This is a genomic window from Streptomyces flavotricini (assembly GCF_020639365.1).
Taxonomy (GTDB): Bacteria; Actinomycetota; Actinomycetes; order Streptomycetales; family Streptomycetaceae; genus Streptomyces; species Streptomyces flavotricini.
In genome coordinates, this window is record NZ_JAINUL010000001.1 from 7187941 (window position 1) to 7211954 (window position 24014).

Annotated in this window: 24 protein-coding genes; 15 read left to right on the forward strand and 9 right to left on the reverse strand. The window is 71.2% G+C overall.

All coding sequences use genetic code 11. From position 1 onward, the window contains the following. Positions 1 to 145 precede the first annotated feature (145 nt). The 8 genes from K7B10_RS32910 (at position 146) to K7B10_RS32945 (ending at position 9286) form a co-directional block, all read left to right on the forward strand. Complete coding sequence (locus K7B10_RS32910; RefSeq protein WP_229342413.1) at positions 146 to 2464, forward strand: DUF3987 domain-containing protein; 2319 nt, start codon at positions 146 to 148, stop codon at positions 2462 to 2464. 188 nt (positions 2465 to 2652) lie between these two features. Then, positions 2653 to 2895, forward strand: a complete 243-nt coding sequence (locus K7B10_RS32915) for a hypothetical protein (protein WP_229342416.1) — start codon at positions 2653 to 2655, stop codon at positions 2893 to 2895. Continuing rightward, on the forward strand, positions 2888 to 6169 hold the full coding sequence (locus K7B10_RS32920; RefSeq protein WP_229342418.1) for a phage tail tape measure protein: 3282 nt from the start codon (positions 2888 to 2890) through the stop codon (positions 6167 to 6169). Before K7B10_RS32915 ends, K7B10_RS32920 begins: the two co-directional genes overlap by 8 nt. A gap of 9 nt (positions 6170 to 6178) precedes the next feature. Next, the gene (locus K7B10_RS32925; protein ID WP_229342421.1) at positions 6179 to 6352 is read left to right on the forward strand and encodes a hypothetical protein; all 174 of its coding nucleotides are present in this window, start codon (positions 6179 to 6181) and stop codon (positions 6350 to 6352) included. Beyond that, the gene (locus tag K7B10_RS32930) at positions 6349 to 7128 is read left to right on the forward strand and encodes a hypothetical protein (RefSeq protein ID WP_229342424.1); all 780 of its coding nucleotides are present in this window, start codon (positions 6349 to 6351) and stop codon (positions 7126 to 7128) included. Before K7B10_RS32925 ends, K7B10_RS32930 begins: the two co-directional genes overlap by 4 nt. Positions 7129 to 7434: 306 nt before the next feature. Then, positions 7435 to 7803: a hypothetical protein gene (locus K7B10_RS32935; RefSeq protein ID WP_229342427.1), complete on the forward strand. Its 369-nt coding sequence runs from the start codon at positions 7435 to 7437 to the stop codon at positions 7801 to 7803. Positions 7804 to 7873: 70 nt separating this feature from the next. Then, a complete protein-coding gene (locus tag K7B10_RS32940) occupies positions 7874 to 8083 on the forward strand; it encodes a hypothetical protein (RefSeq protein ID WP_229342430.1) in 210 nt (69 codons plus the stop codon). 15 nt (positions 8084 to 8098) lie between these two features. Then, a complete protein-coding gene (locus K7B10_RS32945) occupies positions 8099 to 9286 on the forward strand; it encodes a site-specific integrase (protein ID WP_229342433.1) in 1188 nt (395 codons plus the stop codon). A 147-nt stretch (positions 9287 to 9433) separates the two neighbouring features. Here the strand turns inward: K7B10_RS32945 and K7B10_RS32950 are convergent, their stop codons facing one another. The 3 genes from K7B10_RS32950 to K7B10_RS32960 all read right to left on the reverse strand — a co-directional run bounded on the left by K7B10_RS32950 (position 9434) and on the right by K7B10_RS32960 (position 12666). Further along, a complete protein-coding gene (locus K7B10_RS32950) occupies positions 9434 to 10225 on the reverse strand; it encodes an SGNH/GDSL hydrolase family protein (RefSeq protein WP_229342435.1) in 792 nt (263 codons plus the stop codon). Positions 10226 to 10294: 69 nt separating this feature from the next. Next, a complete protein-coding gene (locus K7B10_RS32955) occupies positions 10295 to 11320 on the reverse strand; it encodes a hemolysin family protein (RefSeq protein WP_229342437.1) in 1026 nt (341 codons plus the stop codon). After that, positions 11317 to 12666 (reverse strand): hemolysin family protein, encoded by a 1350-nt coding sequence (locus K7B10_RS32960; RefSeq protein WP_229342439.1) that lies wholly within the window; start codon positions 12664 to 12666, stop codon positions 11317 to 11319. Before K7B10_RS32960 ends, K7B10_RS32955 begins: the two co-directional genes overlap by 4 nt. 206 nt (positions 12667 to 12872) lie before the next feature. On the opposite strand from K7B10_RS32960, the gene K7B10_RS32965 reads away from it, so the two are divergent. After that, positions 12873 to 13295, forward strand: a complete 423-nt coding sequence (locus K7B10_RS32965) for a GNAT family N-acetyltransferase (RefSeq protein ID WP_229342448.1) — start codon at positions 12873 to 12875, stop codon at positions 13293 to 13295. Positions 13296 to 13300: 5 nt separating this feature from the next. Here K7B10_RS32965 and K7B10_RS32970 read toward each other — a convergent pair whose 3' ends face one another. Then, entirely contained in the window at positions 13301 to 13966 is a 666-nt protein-coding gene (locus tag K7B10_RS32970) for a class I SAM-dependent methyltransferase (RefSeq protein ID WP_229342451.1), read from the reverse strand. A 198-nt stretch (positions 13967 to 14164) separates the two neighbouring features. Here K7B10_RS32970 and K7B10_RS32975 point away from each other — a divergent pair, with 198 nt between their 5' ends. Then, positions 14165 to 14782, forward strand: a complete 618-nt coding sequence (locus K7B10_RS32975) for a hypothetical protein (protein WP_229342453.1) — start codon at positions 14165 to 14167, stop codon at positions 14780 to 14782. 87 nt (positions 14783 to 14869) lie between these two features. Here K7B10_RS32975 and bioD read toward each other — a convergent pair whose 3' ends face one another. The 3 genes from bioD to bioB are packed head-to-tail and all read right to left on the reverse strand — an operon-like array spanning position 14870 to position 18150. Beyond that, positions 14870 to 15589: a dethiobiotin synthase gene (gene bioD / locus K7B10_RS32980; RefSeq protein WP_229342455.1), complete on the reverse strand. Its 720-nt coding sequence runs from the start codon at positions 15587 to 15589 to the stop codon at positions 14870 to 14872. Position 15590: 1 nt separating this feature from the next. Continuing rightward, a complete protein-coding gene (locus K7B10_RS32985) occupies positions 15591 to 16904 on the reverse strand; it encodes an adenosylmethionine--8-amino-7-oxononanoate transaminase (RefSeq protein WP_229342457.1) in 1314 nt (437 codons plus the stop codon). Next, on the reverse strand, positions 16897 to 18150 hold the full coding sequence (gene bioB / locus K7B10_RS32990; protein ID WP_229342459.1) for a biotin synthase BioB: 1254 nt from the start codon (positions 18148 to 18150) through the stop codon (positions 16897 to 16899). The genes K7B10_RS32985 and bioB overlap by 8 nt, the downstream gene beginning before the upstream one ends. A 156-nt stretch (positions 18151 to 18306) precedes the next feature. On the opposite strand from bioB, the gene K7B10_RS32995 reads away from it, so the two are divergent. Further along, positions 18307 to 19506: an 8-amino-7-oxononanoate synthase gene (locus tag K7B10_RS32995; RefSeq protein ID WP_229342464.1), complete on the forward strand. Its 1200-nt coding sequence runs from the start codon at positions 18307 to 18309 to the stop codon at positions 19504 to 19506. A 67-nt stretch (positions 19507 to 19573) separates the two neighbouring features. Here K7B10_RS32995 and K7B10_RS33000 read toward each other — a convergent pair whose 3' ends face one another. Continuing rightward, a complete protein-coding gene (locus K7B10_RS33000; protein ID WP_229342465.1) occupies positions 19574 to 19804 on the reverse strand; it encodes a DUF397 domain-containing protein in 231 nt (76 codons plus the stop codon). A gap of 12 nt (positions 19805 to 19816) precedes the next feature. Next, a complete protein-coding gene (locus tag K7B10_RS33005; RefSeq protein WP_229342466.1) occupies positions 19817 to 20704 on the reverse strand; it encodes a helix-turn-helix domain-containing protein in 888 nt (295 codons plus the stop codon). Between the two features lie 196 nt (positions 20705 to 20900). On the opposite strand from K7B10_RS33005, the gene K7B10_RS33010 reads away from it, so the two are divergent. The 4 genes from K7B10_RS33010 (at position 20901) to K7B10_RS33025 (ending at position 24007) form a co-directional block, all read left to right on the forward strand. Continuing rightward, entirely contained in the window at positions 20901 to 21350 is a 450-nt protein-coding gene (locus K7B10_RS33010) for an ATP-binding protein (protein ID WP_229342467.1), read from the forward strand. Between the two features lie 314 nt (positions 21351 to 21664). Further along, complete coding sequence (locus K7B10_RS33015; protein WP_030860669.1) at positions 21665 to 21967, forward strand: urease subunit gamma; 303 nt, start codon at positions 21665 to 21667, stop codon at positions 21965 to 21967. Between the two features lie 14 nt (positions 21968 to 21981). Further along, on the forward strand, positions 21982 to 22293 hold the full coding sequence (locus K7B10_RS33020; protein WP_030860667.1) for an urease subunit beta: 312 nt from the start codon (positions 21982 to 21984) through the stop codon (positions 22291 to 22293). Next, on the forward strand, positions 22286 to 24007 hold the full coding sequence (locus K7B10_RS33025) for an urease subunit alpha (RefSeq protein WP_229342468.1): 1722 nt from the start codon (positions 22286 to 22288) through the stop codon (positions 24005 to 24007). Before K7B10_RS33020 ends, K7B10_RS33025 begins: the two co-directional genes overlap by 8 nt. The last annotated feature ends 7 nt before the right edge of the window (positions 24008 to 24014 follow it).

Below are 24014 nucleotides of genomic sequence, written 5' to 3' on the forward strand. Positions count from 1 at the left end.
GACAGGTCAAGGTGGAGCGCTGCCCCGGCTGCGGATATCCGCACCTGCATCGCGCGCCCCTTCCGCTGGTCCGTTCCGTCCTCAAGACCGCCCCATGCGGAACCACGTACATGGTGGTCCTGCGGACCGATCCGGCGGTGGCCGCATGAGCGCATACGGGCGCGTCATCGACGCGCTGAACGCCCATGGCAGCAAGGGCAGGGGCAACGCGTGGCAGTGCGTCGCGCACGAGGATCGGTCCCCCTCGCTCGCCGTCACCAATGGCGCCAAGGGCGTCGTCCTCAACTGCCACGCCGGTTGCGCGCCCCAGGACGTTGTCGCGGCCCTCGGCCTCACCATGGCGGACCTCTTCGACGAGCCGCTGCAGAAGCGGGAACGGCCCCAGGTCGTCGCCGAGTACCCGTACACCGACGAGCAGGGGGAAGTGCTGTACGTCGTCCGGCGGATCGAGCCGGGCTACAACGGGGAGCGCAAGACGTTCCGGCAGTTCAAGCCGGACGGCACTCCGGGCGTCGCCGGCATCCGTCGAGTGCTCTACCGGCTCCCCGAGGTGCTGGCTGCTGCCGCAACCGGCGGCCCGGTGTTCGTGGTCGAGGGCGAGAAGGACGCCGACAATCTGCGGGCCACGGGCGCTACCGCCACCTGCAATGTGGGAGGGGCGGGTAAGTGGAGCGACGAGTACACCCGCGCTCTGGCCGGCGTCTCCGAGGCCATCGTGATCCGGGACCGCGACGAGCCCGGCGCCAAGCACGCTGCGGCCGTAGCGGCGTCGCTTCAGGCGGCCGGGATCCCGTTCCGGGTGCTGGAGCCGGCCCGGGGCAAGGACGTCTCCGACCACTTGGCGGCCGGGCTCGGGTACGAGGAGCTGCTCACCCCGGATTCGCATCCCACAAATCCCACAATGACGGTGCCGCCTCAGGGGTCGGGACCGGATTCGAGTTCTGGGATTTCTGGGACGCAGATCCTTGATGGGGGGTGGGACGAGCCGGTCTCGCTGGCCGCCGCCCCGGTGCCGCCCTTTCCTGTGGCCTCCCTGGGCAGCCTAGGGGAGTTCGTCACTGCCGCGGCCGAGTCCCTGCAGGTGCCAGTCGACCTCGTCGCGTTCGCCGCACTGGCCACCATCAGCACGGCGACCGGCGGCCGGCGGCGCGTACAGGTGAAGTCCGACTGGCAGGAGTCGACGGCCCTGTACCTGGCGGCCCTGGCGGACTCCTCTGAGAAGAAGACGCCCGCCCTGAACGCCGCCGCGAATCCTCTGCGCGAGATCGAGGAGGAGCTGATGGAGGCGGCTCGTCCCGACGTCGAGGCGACCGCCCAGGAGATCCGCATCACCACGGCCCGCATGACCAAGGCCGAGCAGAGCGCCGCCAACTCCGACAGTGAGAAGCGGCTCTCCGCCGAGGCAGACGCCGAAGCGGCTCGGGTGAAGCTGCTGGAGCTGGGGGACGCTCCCGAGCTGCCCAGGCTCCTGGTCCGCGACATCACCCTCGAAGCCCTCGCCAAGCGCATGTACGAGCAAGGCGGCCGGATCGGCTCCCTCGCCTCCGAGGGCGGCCTGTTCAAGGTCGCGGCGGGCCTGTACGGCAACAACGGCAAGGCCAACACTGACCTGCTGCTGGAGGCGTACACGGGCGGCCCGTACACCATCGACCGCACCGGCCGTGCGTCCGCGCGCATGGCGCACACGTTCCTGGCGCTCGGGCTGATCGTGCAGCCCGGCATCATCTCCGGGCTGGAGAAGCAGAACCCCGAGTTCAGGCAGTCCGGCCTCCTGGGGCGGTTCCTGTACGCCAAGCCCGCCCCCACGGAGGAAGACACCTTCGATAGTCCGCCGATCCCCTCCCACGTCACCACGACCTACGACCACCGGATCCGCGACCTCATCAAGCAGGTATGGGCCAGCCCCGACGTGCTCACCATTGAGCTGTCGGCACCCGCCAGGACTGCCTTCGGCGAGTTCTACAACGCGTTCGCCAAGCGCCGTAAGCCCGGCGGCGACCTGCACGACCTGGCGGACTGGGCCGGCAAGCTCCGCGGCCAGCTCATCCGTGTCGCCGCCTGCCTGACCCTTTACGAGGACCCTGGCGCCCGGGAGATCAGCCACCAGCGCATCACGGACGTCCTCGCCATGGCCCCGTACTTCATCGCTCACGCCCGAGCCGTGTTCGACCTCATGGGTAAGAACCGCGAAGGCGCGGTGAAGCCCCTCAGGGACGTCGTGGCGTGGCTCAAGGGCCGCAGTAGCCCCGGGGATTCCTTCTCCGCCCGCGATGCCTGGCAGGCCCTCAAGGGGCGCGAGTGGGCCACGGAGATGGACGTCATGAACGACGTGCTGCTCCAGCTGGAGGAGTACGGCTGGCTCGCCCTGATCCCCCCGCCCGAGACAGGCCGGCGCGGCCGCAAGCCTTCCCCTCGCTTCGACGTCCACCCCTACATCGCCACCCCCAAGGAGGACGCGCGATGACTCGGCCGCGGCGGAAGATCCCGCGCAACTGCGACGCGTGCGGCGCTGTCATCCGCCGCGGCAAGTCCCGGCCCTGCAGCCGGAACTGCGGCGCCTGGCTCCACGCCGACCGGCGCAGCCCCTGCAGCGACGCCCACGCCCCCATCTGCCCCAACCACCAGCCCCACCCGGAGGCCTTGGAGGAACCCGTGACCGAACCCCCCGACATCACCGACCAGGACATCCTCAACGCGGCAGCAGCCATCGACCTGTTCCACGCCGACGCGCTCATCGAGGACGCCCTCAACCCCAAGCCCCTCCCGCCCGACACGCTCGCCCTCGTCGAGGCCGGCCTCAACAGCAGCGACCGCCGGGAAGCGCGGATGACGCAGCTCCTCGTCGACATGTACCGCCTGGGCGTGTTCGCGGAGAAGGGCGAACAGGATGGCTGACCGCACCGTCCGGGTAGTCCTCACCGGCATCACCGCCCCGTTCACGACCGCCATGCAGCAGGCGGCGCGGACCACGCAGACCACCGCCCGCCAGATCGACACCTCCATGCGGCAGACCGCGGCCCGCTCCGAGGCGGCCCTCGGCTCGGCCAGCCGGGCCGCACAGCAGCACGCCGCCCGCACAGGCGCAGCCTTCGACCAGATGGCCGCCCGCTCCCAGGTGGGCATGGGCCGGCTCGGCGAGCAGGGCGCCGCCGCAGCATCCCGCGCCGGGCAGGCCGCCCACTCTGCCGCAGGCACGTTCGGCAGCATCGGCGCCGCCGCAGCGCAGTCGGCGACTACCGCCAGCAGCCGCTGGTCGTCCGCCTCCGCAGCCATATCCAGCGCCTTCGGCTCAGCCCGCCTGGCCGTCTACGACATGGGCTCCAGCGTCCTGTACGCCGCGAACAACGGGCAGAAGGCCCTCAAGGCCATGCAGGCCGCTTCGCTGGGCCTGGTCGCCGTGTTCGGCCTCGCCGCAGTAGCCGCGGCCCGCTTTGAGAAGGCCATGAGTGAGGTACGGGCCGTCACCAACGGCAACGCCTCCGACATGAAGGCCCTGTCGAAGGCTGCCCTGGACGCCGGCGCGGCCACCGTCTACTCCGCCACCCAGGCAGCCAACGCGGAAGCGGAGCTGGCGCGTGCCGGTGTCACGACGGCTGACATCGTCGGCGGTGCCCTCAAGGGCTCCCTCGACCTCGCCGCATCCGGGCAGCTGGAGCTCGGCGAGTCCGCCATCATCAGCGCGCAGGCTATGAACGCCTTCAAGCTGACGGGCCGGGACGTGGGCCACATCGCTGACGTCATCTCCGCCGGCGCCGGCAAGAGCGCCACGAACGTCCACCAGATGGGTATGGCCTTCCGCCAGGCAGCGCTCCTGTCATCGCAGACCGGTCTCAGTCTTGAGCAGACCGTTGGCACCCTGTCCCTGTTCGCTCAGAACGCCCTGACGGGCAGCGACGCCGGTACCAGCCTCAAGGTCATGTTGCAGCGGCTCGTACCCCAGTCCAAAGAGGCCGCGAACACCATGGACGCGATCGGGTTCTCCGCCTACGACGCTGCAGGCAACTTCATCGGCCTCTCGGCCCTGGCCGACAACATGAAGACGTCGTTCTCCAAGCTCACCCCCGAGGCCCGCAACGCGGCCATGGCCACGATCTTCGGCAGCGACGCGGTCCGCGCGGCGACGATCCTGTACCAGGCCGGCTCCTCCGGCGTCGACCAGTGGGTCAGCTCCGTCAACGATGCCGGCTACGCGACCCGCGTTGCCGCCACCATGACGGACAACCTGTCCGGCGACCTGGAGCGTCTCCAGGGTGCCTTCGAGACCGCCCTGATCGGGTCCGGCAGCGGCGGCAACAAGGTGCTGCGGGAGATGGCCCAGGCGGTCACCTCTCTCGTGAACTGGTACAACCAGCTGTCGCCCGCCATGCAGTCCAACGTCACCATCGCTGCGGGCCTGGCAGGCGTCTTCGGGTTCGTCGGTACCAGCCTCCTCCTGATGCTGCCTCGCATCATGGCGGTCCGCGCCGAACTGGTGGCCCTCGGCGTCACGGCCGCCCGCACCCGGGCCGCGTTCGCAGGCTTCACGGCCTTCGGCGGTGTCGTCGCCGGCCTCGCCGCCATCAGCTTCGGCATCAGCGAACTCAAGAAGCAGATGGAAGACGCCCCGCCCAGCGCCGACAAGATGACCAACTCGCTGGTGCACTTCACGCAGACCGGCAAGGCCAGCGGCGAACTCGCCAAGACCTTCGGCGGCGACCTGATGAAGCTGAAGGAAGCGATGCGGCAGGTCGGCGACCCGTCGTTCACCGACCGCATCGCGCACATCAGCGAGTCCATGCGCAGCCTGAACGAGAGCGGCTGGGGGACAGGCGTCGACCAGAGCCGCATGAAGCTCAAGGACGCCCAGGAAGCCATCAAGGGCATCGACCAGGCCCTGGCCAGTCTCGTACAGACCGCGTCCCCCGCGGAGGCCGAGGCGGCGTTCCAGAAGATCGCCACGCAGGTCGGTCTGACGGGCAAGGAGACGGAGAAGCTCAAGAGCCTCCTTCCCGGCTACACCGACGCCCTGGCCGCCGCGGACACGCAGACACAGCTGGGCGCCAAGGGTCAGGACGGTCTGAAGAACGCCATCTCCATGACCAACGACGAGATCAAGGACCAGCGCACCCAGGCCGAGAGGCTCAAGGACAGCCTTAACGCCCTCAACGGGGTGGCGATCTCGGCAGCCGAGAAGGAGATCAGCTTCCGGGCCTCACTGGCCGATCTCACCGACACGGTGCGGGAGAACGGCCACAGCCTCGATGTGACATCGGAGGCCGGCCGCAAGGTGAAGGGGGCGTTCCTCGACGCGGCCCAGGCGGCCATGGCTCACGCCCAGGCCGTCACCGAGCAGCAGAACAGCGTGGAGGCCGGCAACGCCGTACTGGAGCAGGACATCGCTGTCCTGAAGCGACAGATGGTCCAGGCCGGCTTCTCCACGGAGGCCATCAACGGCCTGATCGGCGCCTACGCCCAAGTCCCCACGCAGGTGGTGACGGACATCAAGGCGCAGACCGACCAGGCGGTCGCCGACCTGCAGAACGTGCAGGCAGAGCTCCGCAAGACCAACGGCAAAGAGATCACCATCGCGGCCCTCACCGCGCAGGCCGAACAGAACCTGAAAGACCTCGGCTTCTCCGTGAAGCGCCTCCCTGACGGGCACGTCACGGTCTCCATCCCCACCGGCCCGCCCAGCGCCGCCATCAACACCATCCAAGACCGCATCAACAACATCCACGGAACCCAGGTCGGCGTCGGCGTCTACCTGCGCGCCACAGCGTCCGACCAGGACGCCAACGGCATCCCCGACCTCATTCAGGCGGCCCGCCGAGACGGCGGCTACGTCGGCTATGCCAGCGGCGGGCGGGTGCGCGGCTACCCGACCGGCGGCGCGGTCCGCGGACCGGGCTCCGGCACCTCGGACAGCATCCTCGCCCGCATCAGCAACGGCGAGTACGTCATCAAGGCCGCCTCGGTCCGCCAGTACGGCGTCGGCCTGCTCGATCAACTGAACGCGGGTCGGCTGTCTACGGCCGGCTACACGGCCCGTCCCGCCGCCCAGTACGGCAGCAGCCACAGCACCAGCAACGTCACCAACAACAAGACCAACAACGTGACCCTGAACGGGGCCAAGCAGTCCTCGGCCGAGCAGGCCGCCGACCTCGTGCGCCACCTCGACTTCGTCAGCTAGGAGACCCCCATGACCGACCAGCCCGAGACCCCCAGCACACCCGAGAGCAGCAACAAGCCCGAGAGCAAAAGCATGATGATGAGCCGCCTCATCCGAGAACTGCCCCAGCGCGATGCCGCCGAGCAGATGCGCGAGAGCATCCGCCGCTCCGTCGCCCGCCGCAAGAACGGAGAGAACAAGTGACCGGACTCCCGAGCCTCCCCCTCTTCGACGGCCACGACGCCGGCGCGTACACCCTCCCCGAGGCCCTGGTGCGCGCCCGCGAAACCCACCGCAAGATCCACGCCCAGCCGTACCCGGCCCCGCCCGAGCGGCCCGGGGTCGTCATCGAGCGCCTCATCCAGGAAGTCGTCGACGCCGTCCACAACGACACCGACCTCCCCGACCTCACGCAGGTCCAGGCCGCACGTGTCGCAGAACAGACCTACCAGGACGCCCTGGACATCACGGCCGGGTGCGAGGTCATCGCCGCCGACCGCATCCGCAGCCAGCTGCGCGAGCACGGCCTGGCCGTCATCACCGACCACCTCAAGCCCGCCCACGCCGAGACCTGGAACGGCTTCAAGACCGCCTGGCAGACGCTGAAGGAACACGGCGACACCGAACCCCGTCACCTCCTCTCCGCCCCCGCCAAGGTTCGCAAGGCATCCGACACCTGCGACCAGCTGGCCGAGCGGTACGCCCGCATCACCGCTGCCCGGACCGCACTGACGATCTTCGGGTTCAGCTGCCCCGACGACCCGCGCGGCAAGTACGAGCAGATCCGGAACTACCACGAGCTGCACCCCAGCCGCATGGCCATCGGCCGGCCGCCGTGGTTCGGACTCAGCACCCGCCAGTTCCTCGGCTGGCACACGGAGCATGGCGGCCAGCTGTGGATGCCCACGCCCGACGAGCAGAAGGAACAGGTCTGGGCCGAGGCCGAAGCCAACCCGATCAAGCGAGCCGTCGGGTTCTGATCCCACAGACAGGCGTCAAGGTCACCTGCCGGGCCACGTGTTGTAGGCCGCCCGACCAGGAGCCATGGCCAGAGAGCGGGTCTCCTTTCCCCGCAGTGACCTGACCAGCGCCACCAGCCGGGCCAGGCGGTCCTAGTGGTCGACCGCCGGCCCGGCTGACACACAGAGTGACCAGACCCCTGGCCAGGGCCTCCCCTTGATCATCCCGCCAGGACCGCCGGGGAGGTGCGCGCCACCACGAGCAATGCGGCACTGATCGTTTTTGGGAACCAAGATCACAGAGCACAGCAGAGAGTGAGGTACGTGATGGCTGCACCCGAGGGTCTCGCCGCGGCCGGCCAAGGGCTCTGGCAGCAGATCACCAAGGACTACGAGCTGTCCCCCGACGAGCTGGCCCTGCTCGGCCAGACCTGCCGGACCCTCGACGAGCTGGAAGCGATCAGCGCGGCCCTGGCCGCGGGGCCGGCGGTGGTGGAGGGCAGCATGGGCCAGCCGAAGGCGTCGGCCCTGTTCGCCGAGGCCCGCGCTCACCGCCTGGTCCTGGCTAAGCTCCTCGACCAGCTGGCGCTGCCAGCCGAGGGTGAGGAGGTCGGCAAGACCCCGAACCAGGAGCGCGCTTCGAAGGCTGCGAACGTTCGCTGGGACCTGGAGAGGCGTCGTCGTGGCACGGCGTAGGCGCCCCGAGGCTCCGCCGGCCGATGACGGCGTACCTGATTGGCTGTGGGGCGAGCCCATGGGGCGGATCGTGGCGCGTACCCGAGTCCAGGGCGGGGAGGACTGGATCGCCGCGGTCATCCGCACCCGCCGTGAGTGGCGGGTCAAGCGTGACGACTGGCTGGAGGAACGCGGCATGGTCGTGGACGGCATGCGCGGGCTGTCGCACCAGGAGTTCAAGCGGATCGAGCGGGAGGAGCCGCACCGGATCCTTCGGCGGCCTACCCCGCCCACGGAGTGAGGAGAGAAGGAAGAGATGTCGGACCCGGTCAAGAAGATCACGCTGCGGAACGGCACCGTGCGGTACCGCACGGTCATTGATGCCGGCCGCGATGAGAACGGCAAGCGCATCCAGCTCACGATCACCAAGGACTCCAAGAAGGAAGCCCTGGCGGAGCGTTCCCGGATCATCTCGGAGCGGTCTGCAGGGACGCTCATTGCCCCGAACTCCATCACGCTGAAGGAATGGCTCGACCGGTGGCTGGAGTACAAGCAGCGCGACGTCGAGGCTACGACTATCCGCACGTACAAGCTCGCCCTGGTGCACGTCTACGACCGCCTGGGGCACGTCCGCCTGCAGTCGCTTACCGAGGACCAGGTGCAGGACTTCGTCGACGAACTCGTGTCCAGCGGCCGGCGGAAGAGCGGCAAGCCAGGGTCGCGTCTTGCCGTATCCACGGTGGACGGGATCCTGACCAGGCTGCGAGAGGCCCTGGGGCGAGCTGTGGTCCGTCGGCTCATCCCTGTTAGCCCCGCTCAGTACGTGCGGGTCGCCCTTGCCGACAAGAAGATCGACAAGCGCGAGCGGCAGCGGCCTGCCCCCTGGACGGTCGCCGAGGTACAGCGGTTCATCAAGGCCATTGAGGACGACCGGCTGTACGCGCCGCTCCTGCTGTCCCTCATGGGCCTTCGGCCGGCCGAAGTCTGCGGGCAGCGCTGGCAGGACATCGACCTGCAGCTGGCCACGCTGGAGATGACGAACACCCGCACGATGCTAGGTAACGGCACCGTCCTCGAGAAGGACGCCAAGACGGCGGCCGGGGAGCGGGTACTGCCGCTGCCCTCGAAGGCTCTGGATGCCCTGAAGAGGCTTCGGGCTCAGCAGGCACGCGAGAAGCTGGCCGCGGGGGAGGGGTACACCGACACCGGGTACGTGGTCGTGGACGAGGTCGGCATGCCGCGGAACACCCGCCAGTTGCGCGAGCGCGCGTACAAGGCCATGGAGAGCAGCGGCTTGCGGAAGGTGCGGCTGTACGACGCGCGGCACTCCTGCCTGACCTACCTGGCTGTGAACGGCGTCCCTGACGTCGTCCTGGCAGCGTGGGCCGGGCACACGAATGCGACCTTCACCAAGCTGAAGTACGTGCGTCCGGGGGTCGAGGATCTGCGTTCCGCGGCCGATGCCTGGGACAACTTCCACAGCGGCGACGGAGGGGCAGTGTGAGAAATTGTGAGAGATGATCTCGTTTTTTCCCCGTGGTAAGCCTCTGACCTGCTGCTATACCTTGGAAAGCAGAACAGTGTAGGGATTCTACTTGGGCCGCAGCTGTGCGTTTACGCAGGTAGGGACCCCACCTCGGATTGTGCCTTGCTACGAGAGCGGCTCGCCCGCCGTGGCCCCGTACGGCAGCAGCTCCGGGCGCTTGGCCGGGCGGCCGTCCCCGGAGGAGCGGCCGGTCAGGCGGCGGCCGACCCACGGCAGCAGGTGCTGCCGGGCGAAGCTCAGGTCCTGGGACCGGCGCACGGCCCAGCCCGGGGGCACCGCCGCCGGGAGCTCGGCGCGCCAGTCCTGCTCGGGAGGCAGGCCCAGCGTCTGCCAGACCGCCTCGGCCACCCGACGGTGGCCTTCCGCCGTCAGGTGCAGCCGGTCCACGTCCCACATCCGCGGGTCGGCCAGCACGCCGGCCCCGTACAGGTCCACGACCAGGGCCCCGTGTCGGGCGGCCAGCTCCTCGATGATGCCGAAGAGCTCCTCCATGCGCGGCCGGAAGCGGTCCATCACCGGCCCGTTGCGGCCGGGAGAGCGCATCAGCACCAGCGTCTTGCACGTGGGGGCCAGCAGTCCCACGGTCTCCTCCAGGTGCCCGCGCACCCGACCCATGTCGACCTTGGGCCGCAACGCGTCGTTCAGACCGCCGACCAGCGTCACCACGTCCGCGCCCATCTCCGCCGCGACCGGGGCCTGGTCCTCGGCGATCTGCCCGATCAGCTTTCCGCGGACCGCGAGGTTCGCGTAGCGGAAACCGGGCTCGCGCGCCGCGAGGCGGGCGGCCAGCAGATCGGCCCAGCCGCGGTAGGAGCCGTCGGGCAGCAGGTCGGACATGCCCTCGGTGAAGGAGTCGCCGACCGCGACGAAACTGGTGTAAGAGGCATTCATCTCCATGGCGCAGCGATGCTACCGCGCGGTACCCCGGCCGCGCAGGGCCGGGGCACCGCCGCGGTGGCAGCGGTGTCAGGCGGAGGCCGGCTTGCCGAACAGCTCGCGCAGCACGTCCTCCATCGTGACCAGGCCCGTCATCGCCCCGCCGGAGCCCATGACCGCCGCAAGGTGCGTCCGGCTGCGCCGCATCGCGGTGAGCACGTCGTCGAGCGGGGTCTCCGCCCGGACCTGCGCGATCGGACGCAGCGCGGACACCGGGAACGGCTGGTCCCGCTCCGGCCCGTCCGCGTCGAGGGCGTCCTTGACGTGCAGGTACCCGAGGATCCCGGCCTGTGCGTCGATCACCGGGAAGCGGGAGTAACCCGACTCTGCCGACAGCTGCTGCAGGGCCGCCGGCGTGAAGCCGTCCCGGGCCACGACGACCCGGTCCAGTGGCAGCACCACGTCGGTGACGGGCCTGCGACCCAGCTCCAGGGCGTCGTGCAGCCGCTCGCTCGCCCGGTCGTCGATCAGCCCCGCGTCGCTGGAGTCCTTCACGATCCGGGCCAGCTCGTCGTCGGAGAACGTCGCCGAGACCTCGTCCTTCACCTCCACCCGCAGCAGCCGCAGCAGGAGGCTGGCGAAGGCGTTGATCGCGAAGATCACCGGCCGCAGCGCCCGGGTCACGGTCACCAGCGGCGGTCCGAGCAGGAGCGCGGTGCGCACCGGCTCGGACAGGGCCACGTTCTTCGGCAGCATCTCGCCGAAGAGCATGTGGAGGTACGTGGCCAGCGTCAGCGCCACCACGAACGAGATCGCGTGGGTCAGCCCCGAGGGCACCCCGACGAGGTCGAACAGCGGGGTCAGCAGGTGGGCGATGGCCGGCTCGGCCACCACACCCAGCACCAGGGTGCACAGCGTGATGCCCAGCTGGGCCGCCGCCATCAGCGCCGACACGTGCTCCAGGCCCCACAGCACGGCGCGGGCCCGCCGGTCGCCCTGCTCGGCGTACGGCTCGATCTGGCTGCGCCGCACCGAGATCAGTGCGAACTCGGCGCCGACGAAGAAGCCGTTGACGACCAGGGTCGCCAGGCCGATCAGCAGTTGGAGCACCGTCATCGCGCTCCCTCCCCACCCTGGTCCGAGGACTGCTGCGCGGGCTCGGCCGGCGCGTGCAGCAGCACCCGCGCGGCCCGCCGCCCACTGGCGTCCTCCACGTCGAGCCGCCAGCCGGCCAGCTCCATGCTGTCGCCGACCGCCGGGATCCGCCCCAGCTCGGTCGCTATCAGCCCGGCGAGGGTCTCGTACGGGCCGTCCGGCACGCGCAGTCCGATCCGCGCCAGCTGGTCGGTGCGCACGGCGCCGTCGGCGGAGTAGAGGCGGCGCCCGGAGGCGTCCGTACCGGCGGGGGCCAGGTCCGAGGTCTCGTGCGGGTCGTGCTCGTCGCGCACCTCGCCGACGACCTCCTCGACGATGTCCTCCAGGGTCACCACGCCGGCGGTGCCGCCGTACTCGTCGATCACCACGGCCATCGTCTGGCGGCCGGACAGCAGGTCCAGCAGCCGGTCCACGGTCAGCGACTCCGGTACCAGGAGGGGCTCGCGCAGCAGCCGGGAGACCGGACGGCGGTGCCGCTCCTCGGCGGGCAGGGCGAGCACGTCCTTGATGTGGACGGTGCCGACGACGGTGTCGAGGCTGCCCCGGTAGACCGGGAAGCGGGACAGGCCGGTCGCGAGCGTCGCGTTCGCCACGTCCTCGGCGGTGGTCTGCACGTCGAGGGCCGTGACCTGGACCCGCGGGGTCATGACGTTCTCGGCGGTCAGGTCGGCCAGGTTCAGGGTCCGTACGAACAGCTCGGCGGTGTCCTTCTCCAGCGCGCCCGCCTTCGCGGAGTGCCGGGCCAGGGCCACCAGCTCCTGCGGGGTGCGCGCCGAGGCCAGTTCCTCGGCCGGCTCCATGCCGAGCCGGCGGACCATGTGGTTCGCCGTGGTGTTCAGGTGGCTGATGAACGGCCGGAAGGCACGGCTGAAGACCCGCTGCGTGGTGGCCACGCGCTTGGCGATGGCGAGCGGCGAGGAGATCGCCCAGTTCTTGGGCACCAGCTCGCCGACGACCATCAGGACGACGGTCGACAGCACCGTGCCCAGGACCAGGGCGGTGGAGGCGGCGGCGGAGGCCGACAGCCCCATGGCCTCGAACGGGCCCTGGAGCAGGGCGGAGATCGAGGGCTTGGAGATCATGCCGATGACCAGGCCGGTCACGGTGATGCCGAGCTGGGCGCCGGAGAGCTGGAACGTCAGGCTCCGGACGGCCGCGAGGGCACTCTCGGCGCCGCGCTCGCCGCGCTCGGCGGCCTGTTCGAGCTCGCTGCGCTCGACGGTGGTCAGCGAGAACTCGGCCGCGACGAAGACCCCGCAGGCGAGGCAGAGCAGCAGCGCCACGAGGAGCAGGAGCACTTCGGTCATCGGTCGGTCACCTCCGTCCCATGATCAGCCAGGAGGAGGGGTATCGCGCGATGTCGGGTACTGGGGGGCTCGCCCATGGGCGGACGCTCACACCTTTCGCTCGGGTCGGTTTCGGGTCGGTCGACCACTGGCCACCATGGTAAAGGAAAGGCAAAGGGATCGGGTCATTCTTTTGGCGGAGCGCGACCGGATGATGGGATCCGGCCATGAGTGATCTTCAGATAGGTCCCGCGTCCTCGGCCGATCTCACCGCCGTGCTCGACTTCTGGAAGACGGCTGCCGAGGGAACGAGTATCAGCGACGACCTCGCCGGGGTCGAGCGGCTCCACGCCCGCGATCCGCACGCCCTGCTGCTGGCCCGGCGCGAGGGCGAACTGGTCGGCACGGTGATCGCGGGCTTCGACGGCTGGCGCTGCCACCTCTACCGGCTCGCGGTGCACCCGGACCACCGCCGCAGGGGCATCGGATCGGCGCTGCTGGCCGCCGCCGAGGAGCGGTTCCGCGAGCTCGGCGGACGGCGCGCCGATGCCATGGTGCTGGACCGCAACGAGAGGGCGCACGGCGCGTGGGCGGCGGGCGGGTACCACCGCCAGGACCAGTGGACGCGCTGGGTCAAGCCGCTGGGCTGAAGGGTTCAGGCGGGACCGCGGCGGGCCGTACCGAGCACGCAGTACGAGCTCGGGAGCGCCGGGCCGCGTTCCGGCAGCCGCAGGGTGCGGCAAGAGGTGACCCGGAAGCCGGCGGCCTCGATCGCGGCGACCGGATCCCGGGACGTGTGGCACCCGCCGAAGAGGCGGGGCCAGACGGTCCGGTCCAGCGTGCGCTGGACGGCGGCCATCCCGGCGCTGGGCGCGCGGCCGTGCTCGAAGAAGCGGAGTTCGGCGTCCGGGCGGAGCACCCGGTGGAGCTCCGCGAGCGCGCGCGGCAGGTCCCGTACGGTGCACAGCACGAGGGAGGCCACAGCGGCGTCGAAGGCCTCGCTCTTCACGGGCAGGACCTCCGCGACGCCCGGCACGACATCGACCGGGGCCTCGGCGCGCCGGGCCGCGTCGGCCGCGAGCCTTCGCAGGCTCCGCTCCGGTTCGACGGCGACGACCTCGGAGACGGCCCGCGGGTAGTGCGCGAAGTTCAGGCCGTTGCCGGCGCCGATCTCGATGACCCGGCCGGACACCCCGTGCAGGAGCTCGCGGCGCAGTTCGCGCACGCCGCCTCGGGTGTCGGCGGTGGTGCTGAGCCTCGCGTAGAACCGGGCGAAGAGCGGATGCTCGACGGAATCCGGGTCGCGGTGCGGTGAGCGCATGGCGGACCTCCGGGCGGGGTGGCTACGGGTGCGGGTGCCCTGCCGGGCTGTTCCCCATGCGCGTGGCGGGCAAAACCGGCCCGGCGGACGGCTGCGTACGCGTACTCGAGGATTTCGGGGCGGCGCAGTGACGACAATCGGGTGACCCGATCATGCGAGCCCCGGCCGCCGGGGCCCGCCCCGGGAAGTGGAGACCCAGTGACATCCCGTACGACACCCGCCCGTGCCGTGCTGCTCGCCGCGGCACTGCTCCTCATGACCGCCTGCGGCACCACGGTGTCCGGGAGCGGCGCGGTCGCGGACCCGTCCCCGGTGCCGAGCCGGACCCCGGACCACGCCGCCCAGGAGGCGGCCGCGGTGGCCCGGCACGACAAGCTCTTCCCCGAGGTGGCCGCGGCGTGCGAGGGCAGGGCGAGCGTGACGCCGACCGGGTCGGCGGCGCCGGACGACGTGCCGACGGACCCCGCGGCGCGCAAGTACGCGGAGAACCACGCGTACAGGAACGAGGCGGTGCTCACGCCCTCCGCCCGGTGCCGGGGTGACGCGCACGCCGCACGGATCAAGGCGGCGCTGGCCGGCTCCGGCGGGAAGGGCGCCCCGCAGACGGCCCAGGAGCTCGGCGGGCTCCTGACCGGGATGGGCTACAAGGTCGAGACGGGCGACGTGTCCGCATCGAGTACGGGCGGCCCCTCGTTCGTCCTGTCGATTCCGGAGAGCGGGCCCTGCGTGACGGGCCAAGTGGGCCCGCCCGTGAGCGTGAAGGCGCACGGCCCCTACATGGAGGGTGGCTGCCACGAGCCGCGCGGCGGCCACTGAAGGCACCCCGGTTCGCGAGCGCGCCGCGCACGACGCGGCCCGGCCGGGCCGTCCGGCCCGCCGGGCCGCGTCGTCCGCGGGTGCCGGTCAGGGCTGCCAGGTCTCCAGGAAGGATTCCGGGGACCACGTGCCCGAGAGGCCGGCGGCGAGCCACGTGGGGGCCTCCGCGCGGAAGGACTCCGGGGACAGGGATCCCGAGGATTCCGGCACGACGCCCAGCAGCGGGAGCCCCGAGGAGGAAGGCAGGTCCGCCAGGTTGCAGCGGCAGGCCAGGTCCGGCTCCGCCGGCCAGCTGCCGATGACCACGCCCGGCGACTGCAGCCCCCGGGCCCGGAGGGCTTCCGCCGTCAGGGTGGTGGAGTTGAGGGTGCCGAGGGCCGGCGGGGTGACCACCAGGACCGGCGCGTCGAGCAGACGGGCCGCGTCGGCGAGGGTGTGGCCCGCCTCGTCGAAGCGGACCAGCAGCCCGCCCGCCCCCTCCACCAGGACCAGGTCGTGCGAGCGGGACAGCTCCCGCGCCGCGTCCGCGATCTCGCCGGGCGAGAGCGTCGGCAGGCCCGCGCGGCGGGCCGCCGTGTCCGGGGCCAGCGGCTCGGGATAGCGGGCCAGTTCCACCGCCGTGATCATCGGTCCGGCCAGACGGACCACCTCGGCCGCATCGCCCGCGGCGCCCGGCTCCATGCCCGTCTGAGCCGGCTTCAGGACCGCGACCGAGCGGCCCGCCGCCACCGCCGCGGCCGCGACGGCCGCCGTGACCACCGTCTTGCCGATCTCCGTGCCCGTGCCCGAGACCATCAGTACGGTCATGTCAGCCCTCCTGCGCGGCCGCGCACACCGCACGACAGATGCGGGCCACGTCGCCGTCGCCCGTGACGAACGGCGGCATCACGTAGATCAGGTCCCGGAAGGGGCGTACCCACACGCCTTCGCGGACCGCGGCCCGGGTCGCCGCCGCCACGTCGACCTCGTGCGTCAGCTGGACCACGCCGATCGCGCCCAGGACCCGTACGTCCCGCACACCGGGCAGCTCCCGTGCCGGAGCCAGGCCCTCCAGCAGGCCCGTCTCGATCCGCTTGACCTCCCGCTGCCAGTCCTGGCCGAGGAGCAGGTCGATCGAGGCCAGCGCCACGGCCGTGGCCAGCGGGTTGCCCATGAACGTCGGCCCGTGGGCGAGGACCGGGACGGCTCCCCGGGAGATCCCGTCCGCCACCCGCTCCGTGCACAAGGTGGCCGCCAGCGTGAGGTAGCCACCGGTCAGGGACTTGCCGAGGCACATCACGTCCGGGGTGATCCCGGCGTGGTCCGCCGCGAACAGGGCGCCGGTGCGGCCGAAACCCGTCGCGATCTCGTCCAGGATGAGCAGGACGTCGTACTCGTCGCACAGCTCGCGCATCACCCGCAGGTATCCCGGGTTGTGGAAGCGCATGCCGCCCGCGCCCTGCACCACCGGTTCCAGGATCACCGCGGCCAGCTCGTCCGCGTGGGCGGAGAGCAGGGAGCGCAGGTGCTCGACGTACGCGGGGTCCACGGGCGCGTCGAAACCGCTCGGGGGGACGTCGGCGAAGAGCTGCTGCGGGAGGATCCCCGACCACAGCTCGTGCATGCCGCCCTCGGGATCGCAGACGCCCATCGGCGTCCAGGTGTCCCCGTGATAGCCGCCGCGCCAGGTCAGCAGCCTGGTCTTGCCGGACCGGCCGATGGAGCGCCAGTACTGGAGGCACATCTTCACCGCGACCTCGACCGAGACCGACCCCGAGTCGGCGAGGAAGACGTGCTCCAGGCCGGGCGGGGTGATCTCGACCAGCCGGGCGGCGAGGCGGACGGCGGGCTCGTGGGTGAGTCCGCCGAACATCACGTGTGACATCCGGCCGAGTTGGTCGGTCACGGCCTCGTTCAGCGCCGGGTGGTTGTACCCGTGGATCGCCGACCACCAGGAGGACATGCCGTCGACCAGCTCGTCGCGGCCCTGCGCGGGCTCGGCCAGCCGCAGCCGCACGCCCGAGGCGGAGGAGACCACCAGGGGCTCCTGCCGCCCGGGCATCGGACCGTACGGGTGCCAGACGTGCTGCCGGTCCAGCGCGAGCAGTTCCGCGGCCGGCAGCGAGTGGTGCTGGTCAGGCATTGGGGGCGAGGTCCGTTCCCGCGCCCCGGCGCCGGACCGCCACCAGGTCCGGACGGACATCGCCGGCCGGAGCCTGGGCCGGAGCCCCGGCCGTCACGGGAGCCGACGCCGCGACCGGAGCCTGGGCCGGGACGGCCTCGTGGCCCGAGCAGCCGCCGCACGCGGAACCACAGCCCGCCTCGGCCGCCGAGGACCCGCACGGGCCCTGACCGGCCGCGGCCCTGGCCGCCGCCAACGCGTCCGCGCGGTGCGCCGGCAGGGTCGTCGTACCGGCGCCCTCCACCTCGAAACCGGCGTCCGCGATCATGTCGAGGTCGGCCTGGCCGGCCTGGCCCTCACTGGTGAGGTAGTCACCGAGGAAGATGGAGTTGGCGATGTTCAGCGCGAGCGGCTGCATCGAGCGCAGGTGCACCTCGCGGCCGCCGGCGATCCGGACCTCCACGTCGGGGCAGACGAAGCGGACCATGGCCAGGATCCGCAGGCAGCGCTGCGGGGTGAGGTTCCACTCCTTGGCCAGCGGGGTGCCCTCGAAGGGGATCAGGAAGTTCACCGGCACCGAGTCGGAGTCCAGCTCGCGCAGCGAGTAGACGACGTCGACCAGGTCCTCGTCGCTCTCGCCCATGCCGGCGATCAGGCCGGAGCAGGCCGACAGGCCCGCCGCGTGCGCCTTCTGCACCGTGTCGACCCGGTCCGCGTAGGTGTGGGTCTTGGTGATCTGGCCGTACGTGGCCTCGGACGTGTTCAGGTTGTGGTTGTAGGCATCGGCGCCCGCGTCCTTCAGGCGCTCGGCCTGGCCGTCCGAGAGCAGGCCGAGGCAGGCGCACACCTCGACGCCCTCGTTCTGCTCCTTGATCGCCTCGATCGTCTTGCCGACCCGCTCCACGTCGCGGTCCGTCGGGCCGCGCCCGCTCGCCACCAGGCACACGCGCTTCGCGCCGCCGGCGACTCCGGCCGCGGCGGCCTGCGAGGCCTCGTCCGGCTTGAGCCACGTGTACTTGAGGATCTCCGCCTTCGACCCCAGTCGCTGGGAGCAGTAGGAGCAGTCCTCGGGGCAGAGCCCGGACTTCAGGTTGACCAGGTAGTTCAGCTTGACCCGACGCCCGAACCACTGGCGGCGCACCTTGCCGGCCGCGGCCACCACGTCGAGCAGTTCATCGTCAGAGGTCGCCAGTACGGCAAGCGCCTCTTCGCGGGTCGGCAGCTCGCGCCGCAGCCCCTTGTCCACCAGGGTGTTCAGCAGGTCCATGACGCCGATCCTGGACTACACGGGCACTCCCGGCCAAGGAGAGATCGCACAACATGGCCGGAACGGAGTGTGTGGATCGCCACACCTGGCACTCAAGTGACGGCCGTTAGGGTCAGGCAGGTCTGTGGACTGCCGACAAAAAACGAGGACCCGCCGATGAGCCAGCACAGCCCCGAGCCCGATGACGTGTTCGCCTGGATCGACGACGCGGAGCGGGCCCGTGAGCAGGCCGGACTCGTCCGGACGCTGCGCCCCCGCCCGGCCGCCTCGCCGCTGCTGGACCTCGCGAGCAACGACTACCTCGGCCTGTCCCGGCACCCGGAGACGGTGCGCGGCGCGCGCGAGGCCGCCGAACGGTGGGGGGCCGGGGCCACTGGATCACGCCTGGTGACCGGTACGACCGAGCTTCATGCGGAGCTCGAGCGGGAGCTGGCGGCGTTCTGCGGGTTCGAGGCCGCGCTCGTCCTGTCCTCCGGGTACGCCGCCAACCTGGCGGCGGTCACGGCGCTCAGCGACCGCGGCACCCTCGTCGTGTCCGACGCGGGCAACCACGCCTCGATCGTCGACGGCTGCCGGCTCTCGCGCGCCGGGATCGAGGTGATCCCGCACTCCGATCCGGAGGCCGCGCGCAAGGCGCTCGGCGCGCAGGAGGGCCGGTCGATGCTGGTCAGCGACTCGGTGTTCTCCGTCGACGGGGACGCCGCCCCGCTCGCCGCGTACGCGGCGGCCTGCCGGGAACGGGGCGCGGCCCTGGTCGTGGACGACGCGCACGGGCTGGGCGTTCTGGGGGAGGGCGGCCGGGGCGCCCTGCACGCCGCCGGACTCGCGGGCGCGCCCGGGGTGGTCGCCACCCTCACGCTCTCGAAGTCGCTGGGCAGCCAGGGCGGGGCCGTGCTCGGTCCGGCCAAGGTGATCCGGCACCTGGTCAACACGGCCCGGACGTTCATCTTCGACACCGGGCTGGCACCGGCCGCCGCGGGTGCGGCGCTGGCGAGCCTGCGCCTGCTCCGGCGGGAGCCGGAGCGCGCCGGCCGGGGGCGGGAGCCGGAGCGCGCCGGCCGGGCCCGCGAGGTGGCCGACCGGCTGTACGGGCGGCTCACCGCGTCCGGCCTGACCGCGGCCCGGCCGGACGCGGCCGTGGTGTCGGTACGGGCCCCGTCGGCCGCGGCGGCACTGCGCTGGGCCGCCGACTGCCGCGAGGCAGGTCTGTCCGTGGGGTGCTTCCGTCCGCCGTCGGTGCCGGACGGCATCTCCCGGCTGCGGCTGACAGCGCGGGCCGATCTCACGGGGGACGAGATCGACCGGGCCGTCGAGACGATCCTGAGGACCGCCCCCGCCGGAGCCACGGACTGCTAGGGGGTGTCCGCAAAGTCCCGCCTGCCCCGCGACGCCCGGCGCTACTTTGCGGACACCCCCTAGGGCTTCACGCGAGCACGTCCGCGTCCGCCCGTACGGCTGCGAGGAAGCCGTCCCAGGCCGGCCCGGTGAAGAGCACGGCCGGGCCGTCCGTCCGCTTCGAGTCGCGGACGGCCAGCAGGCCGCCGCCACCGAGGACGGCGGTTTCCACGCAGTTGTTCATTCCGGTGCTGCGGCTGCTCCGCCGCCACCGCGCGCTGATCAGAAGTCCGCTGGTGGAGAGGGGGGTTGCGGACACGGGGGTGCCTCCTTACGCGTCGTCAGCGAGTGAGCTGATGAGATCCGACGAGTCCTGGGGCGGGAGGGCGTGCGCCTGGATGGTGCGGAATGCGGCGCTGTACGCCTCGAGGTCTTCCTTCCGCTCCAGGTAGAGGCTACTCGTCAAATGGTCGAGTACCACCACGTCCAGATCGGCGATGTTCGGAAATGAGAAAATTACGAACGGTCCTGTCAGGCCGAGATGACCCCCCACGCTGAACGGCAGTACCTGCAGCCGCACTTGCGGCAGCCGGGCCACCTGTCCCAGGTGCCGCAACTGCGCCGCCATCACCCCCGGCCCGCCGATCTGCCGCCGCAGCACCGCCTCGTCCAGTACCGCGCTCAGCTCCAGCGGCGGATCCGCCCGCAGCACCGACTGCCGGGCCAGCCGTACGTCGACCAGCGCGTCCACCTTGGGCTCCGGCAGCCCGCCCAGCGCGGCCCGGGTCACCGCCCGCGCGTACTCCGGGGTCTGCAGCAGGCCCGGCACCACGGAGAGCTCGACCGTGCGGGCCGAGCGGGCGCTCGCCTCCAGGCTGATGAAGTCCCGGTACTCCTGGGGCAGCAGGCCCCGGTAGTCGTGCCACCACTGGCGGCCGCGCCCCGCCTCGCCACCGCCCGCCGCGGGTCCGGCCGCCGAGGCGGACAGGGCCTCCAGCAGCGCCCGTTGCTCGGGGCTGACGACCTTCGCGTACACGTCGAGGAGGAGGCGGATGTCCTCCGGTTTCACGCCACTGCGCCCCGTCTCGATGCGGCTGATTTTCGATTGGTGCCACCCCGCGATCCGGGCGGCCTCACCACTGGTGAGTCCGGTCCGGTCGCGCAGCGCGCGCAATTCCTCGCCGAGCTTGCGCCGACGCACCGCGGGACCGTGCTGCATACCCGCCTCCTTCCACCGGCACAGCTCGCACCAGTCTGCCGTCCAAATACGCTCTTCCGTAGCAGAGTTCACCGCATTGGGCGACAGATATATGCATATCTTGAGGGAACGGCCGCACCGGCGGGACGATGGGTGGCACTCTGGCGTCCAGCACAGATCCGGGGCGTTTCGCCCCGGTGGGAAAGGGACCGTCGCCATGGCAGACCACCAGGAAGCATCCGTCACTCTGCCGAGCGATCCCGCCTCGGTCGCCACCGCCCGCCGCTACGTCGCGGAGGTGCTCGGTGAATGGGGACTGCCCGACGAGGCCGACACCGCGGACAGCGTCCGGCTGATCGTCTCGGAGCTCGCCACCAACGCCGTCCAGCACACCTTCGGCCAGTCGCCCAGCTTCACCGTCGACGTCCGCCTGGAGCGAGGGGAGTGGCTGCGCGTCGGCGTGACCGACAGTCACCCGCGCTGGCCCAGGCGCCTGCCGGCCGCCGTCCAGCAGGACAACGGGCGGGGGATGGTCATCATCCGCTGGCTGACCGCCGAGGCGGGTGGCCGGCTCTCGGTCAGCCCCACCGAGGACGGCGGCAAGACCGTCTGGATCGCCCTTCCCTGGCCCGTCGGGGCCGCCGCGGAGAGCGTCTCGGGCTGTTGATCCCGTACGGCCACGGGGCCGGTGCGCGTTCCGTATACGGAACCGGGTGCGGGCGGCCCGGGAGTTGAACCGGGTGCCTTCCCGAAACGTGGGTTAACGCGGCGGAAAAACACGCCGCCTAGCGTGGCGGACACGGGCTTCCGTCAATGATCACCCATCCTTCGGCAAAGCGCCGGTGCGCGGGACGGAAAGCCTTTCTCTGCGTTGGGCAAGAGAGGCTTGGCTCGGATATGCGCAGGTCAACAAAGTGTTGAAGGCCGCTAACGTCGGCCCGGCGCGACGCTGATCTGGTCCCCGGAAACTTGGTGATACGAGTGCAACTGACACCTCACGAGCAGGAACGGCTGCTCATCCACGTGGCCGCGGACGTGGCCGAGAAGCGCAAGGCGCGCGGCGTGCTCCTCAACCACCCCGAGGCGGTCGCCCTGATCACCTCGCACATCCTCGAAGGGGCCCGCGACGGGCGGACCGTGGCCGAGCTCATGGCCTCCGGCCGCACCGTCCTCGGCCGCGACCAGGTGATGGAGGGGATCCCCGAGATGATCCACGACGTCCAGGTCGAGGCGACCTTCCCCGACGGCACCAAACTCGTCACCGTCCACGACCCGATCGTCTGAAGGGGAGAACCCGCATGATCCCCGGCGAAATCGTCCACGGGGACGGCCCGGTGCGCCTCAACGAGGGCCGGCCCGTCACCCGCCTCACCGTGCTCAACGCCGCCGACCGGCCCGTCCAGGTCGGCTCCCACTACCACTTCGCCGAGGCCAACCCCGGCCTCGACTTCGACCGCCCGGCCGCCCGCGGGCTGCGGCTCAACATCGCGGCCGGCACCGCCGTGCGCTTCGAGCCGGGCATCCCGGTCGCCGTGGAACTCGTACCGCTGGGCGGGCTGCGCACCGTACCCGGCCTGCGCGGGGAGACCGGGGGGCCGCTCGATGGCTGAGCTCGACCGCCGCGCGTACGCCGACCTCTTCGGGCCGACCGCGGGCGACCGCATCCGGCTCGCCGACACCGACCTGTTCGTGGAGATCGAGCGGGACCTCAGCGGAGGCCCCGGACGCTCCGGCGACGAGGCCGTGTTCGGCGGCGGCAAGGTGATCCGCGAGTCCATGGGCCAGGCCCGCACCACGCGCGCCGAGGGCGCACCGGACACGGTGATCACGGGAGTCGTCGTCCTCGACCACTGGGGCATCGTCAAGGCCGACATCGGCATCCGGGACGGCCGCATCTGCGGCATCGGGAAGGCCGGCAACCCCGACACGATGGACGGGGTGGACCCCGCCCTCGTGATCGGCCCCGAGACCGAGATCATCGCGGGCAACGGGAAGATCGTCACGGCGGGCGCCATCGACGCCCACGTGCACTTCATCTCGCCGACCGTCGTCGACGAGGCCCTCGCCTCCGGCATCACCACCCTGGTGGGCGGTGGCACCGGACCCGCCGAGGGCACCAAGGCCACCACCGTCACGCCCGGACCCTGGCACCTCGCCCGGATGTTCGCGGCCCTGGAGTCCTACCCCGTCAACATCGGCCTGCTGGGCAAGGGCAACACCATGTCCCGGGAGGCCATGCACTCGCAGCTGCGCGGCGGCGCCCTCGGGTTCAAGATCCACGAGGACTGGGGGGCCACCCCCGCCGTCATCGACGCCTGCCTGAGCGTCTGCGAGGAGACCGGCGCCCAGGTCGCCATCCACACCGACACCCTCAACGAGGCCGGATTCGTCGGCGACACGCTCGCCGCCATCGCCGGACGGACGATCCACTCGTACCACACCGAGGGTGCGGGCGGCGGGCACGCACCCGACATCATCACCGTGGTCTCCGAGCCGAACATCCTGCCCAGCTCCACGAACCCGACCCGGCCGCACACCGTCAACACCATCGAGGAACACCTCGACATGCTGATGGTCTGCCACCACCTCAATCCGGCCGTCCCCGAGGACCTGGCCTTCGCCGAATCCCGGATCCGGCCCTCGACCATCGCCGCCGAGGACGTCCTGCACGACCTCGGCGCGATCTCCATCATCTCCTCCGACGCCCAGGCCATGGGCCGCGTCGGCGAGGTCGTGATGCGCACCTGGCAGACCGCCCACGTCATGAAGAAACGGCGCGGCTTCCTGCCCGGCGACGGACCGGCCGACAACCACCGCGCCCGCCGCTACGTCGCCAAGTACACGATCAACCCCGCCGTGGCCCAGGGCCTCGCGCGGGAGATCGGCTCGGTGGAGACCGGCAAGCTCGCCGACCTCGTGCTGTGGACGCCCGCCTTCTTCGGGGTGAAGCCCGAAGTGGTCATCAAGGGCGGCCAGATCGCCTACGCGCAGATGGGCGACGCGAACGCCTCCATCCCGACCCCGCAGCCGGTGCTGCCCCGCCCGATGTTCGGAAGCCACGGCCGGGCACCCGGCCTGAACTCGGTCAACTTCACCGCGCAGGCCGCGCTCGACGACGAGCTGCCCGAACGGCTCGGACTCGGCAAGCGGTTCGTGGCCATAGAGAGCACCCGCAAGGTGGGCAAGGCGGACATGCGCAACAACGACGCCATGCCGAGGGTCGAGGTCGACGCCGACACCTTCACCGTCACCATCGACGGCGAGGTGGTGGAGCCCGCGCCCGCCACGGAGCTGCCCATGGCGCAGAGATACTTCCTCTTCTGACATGGAG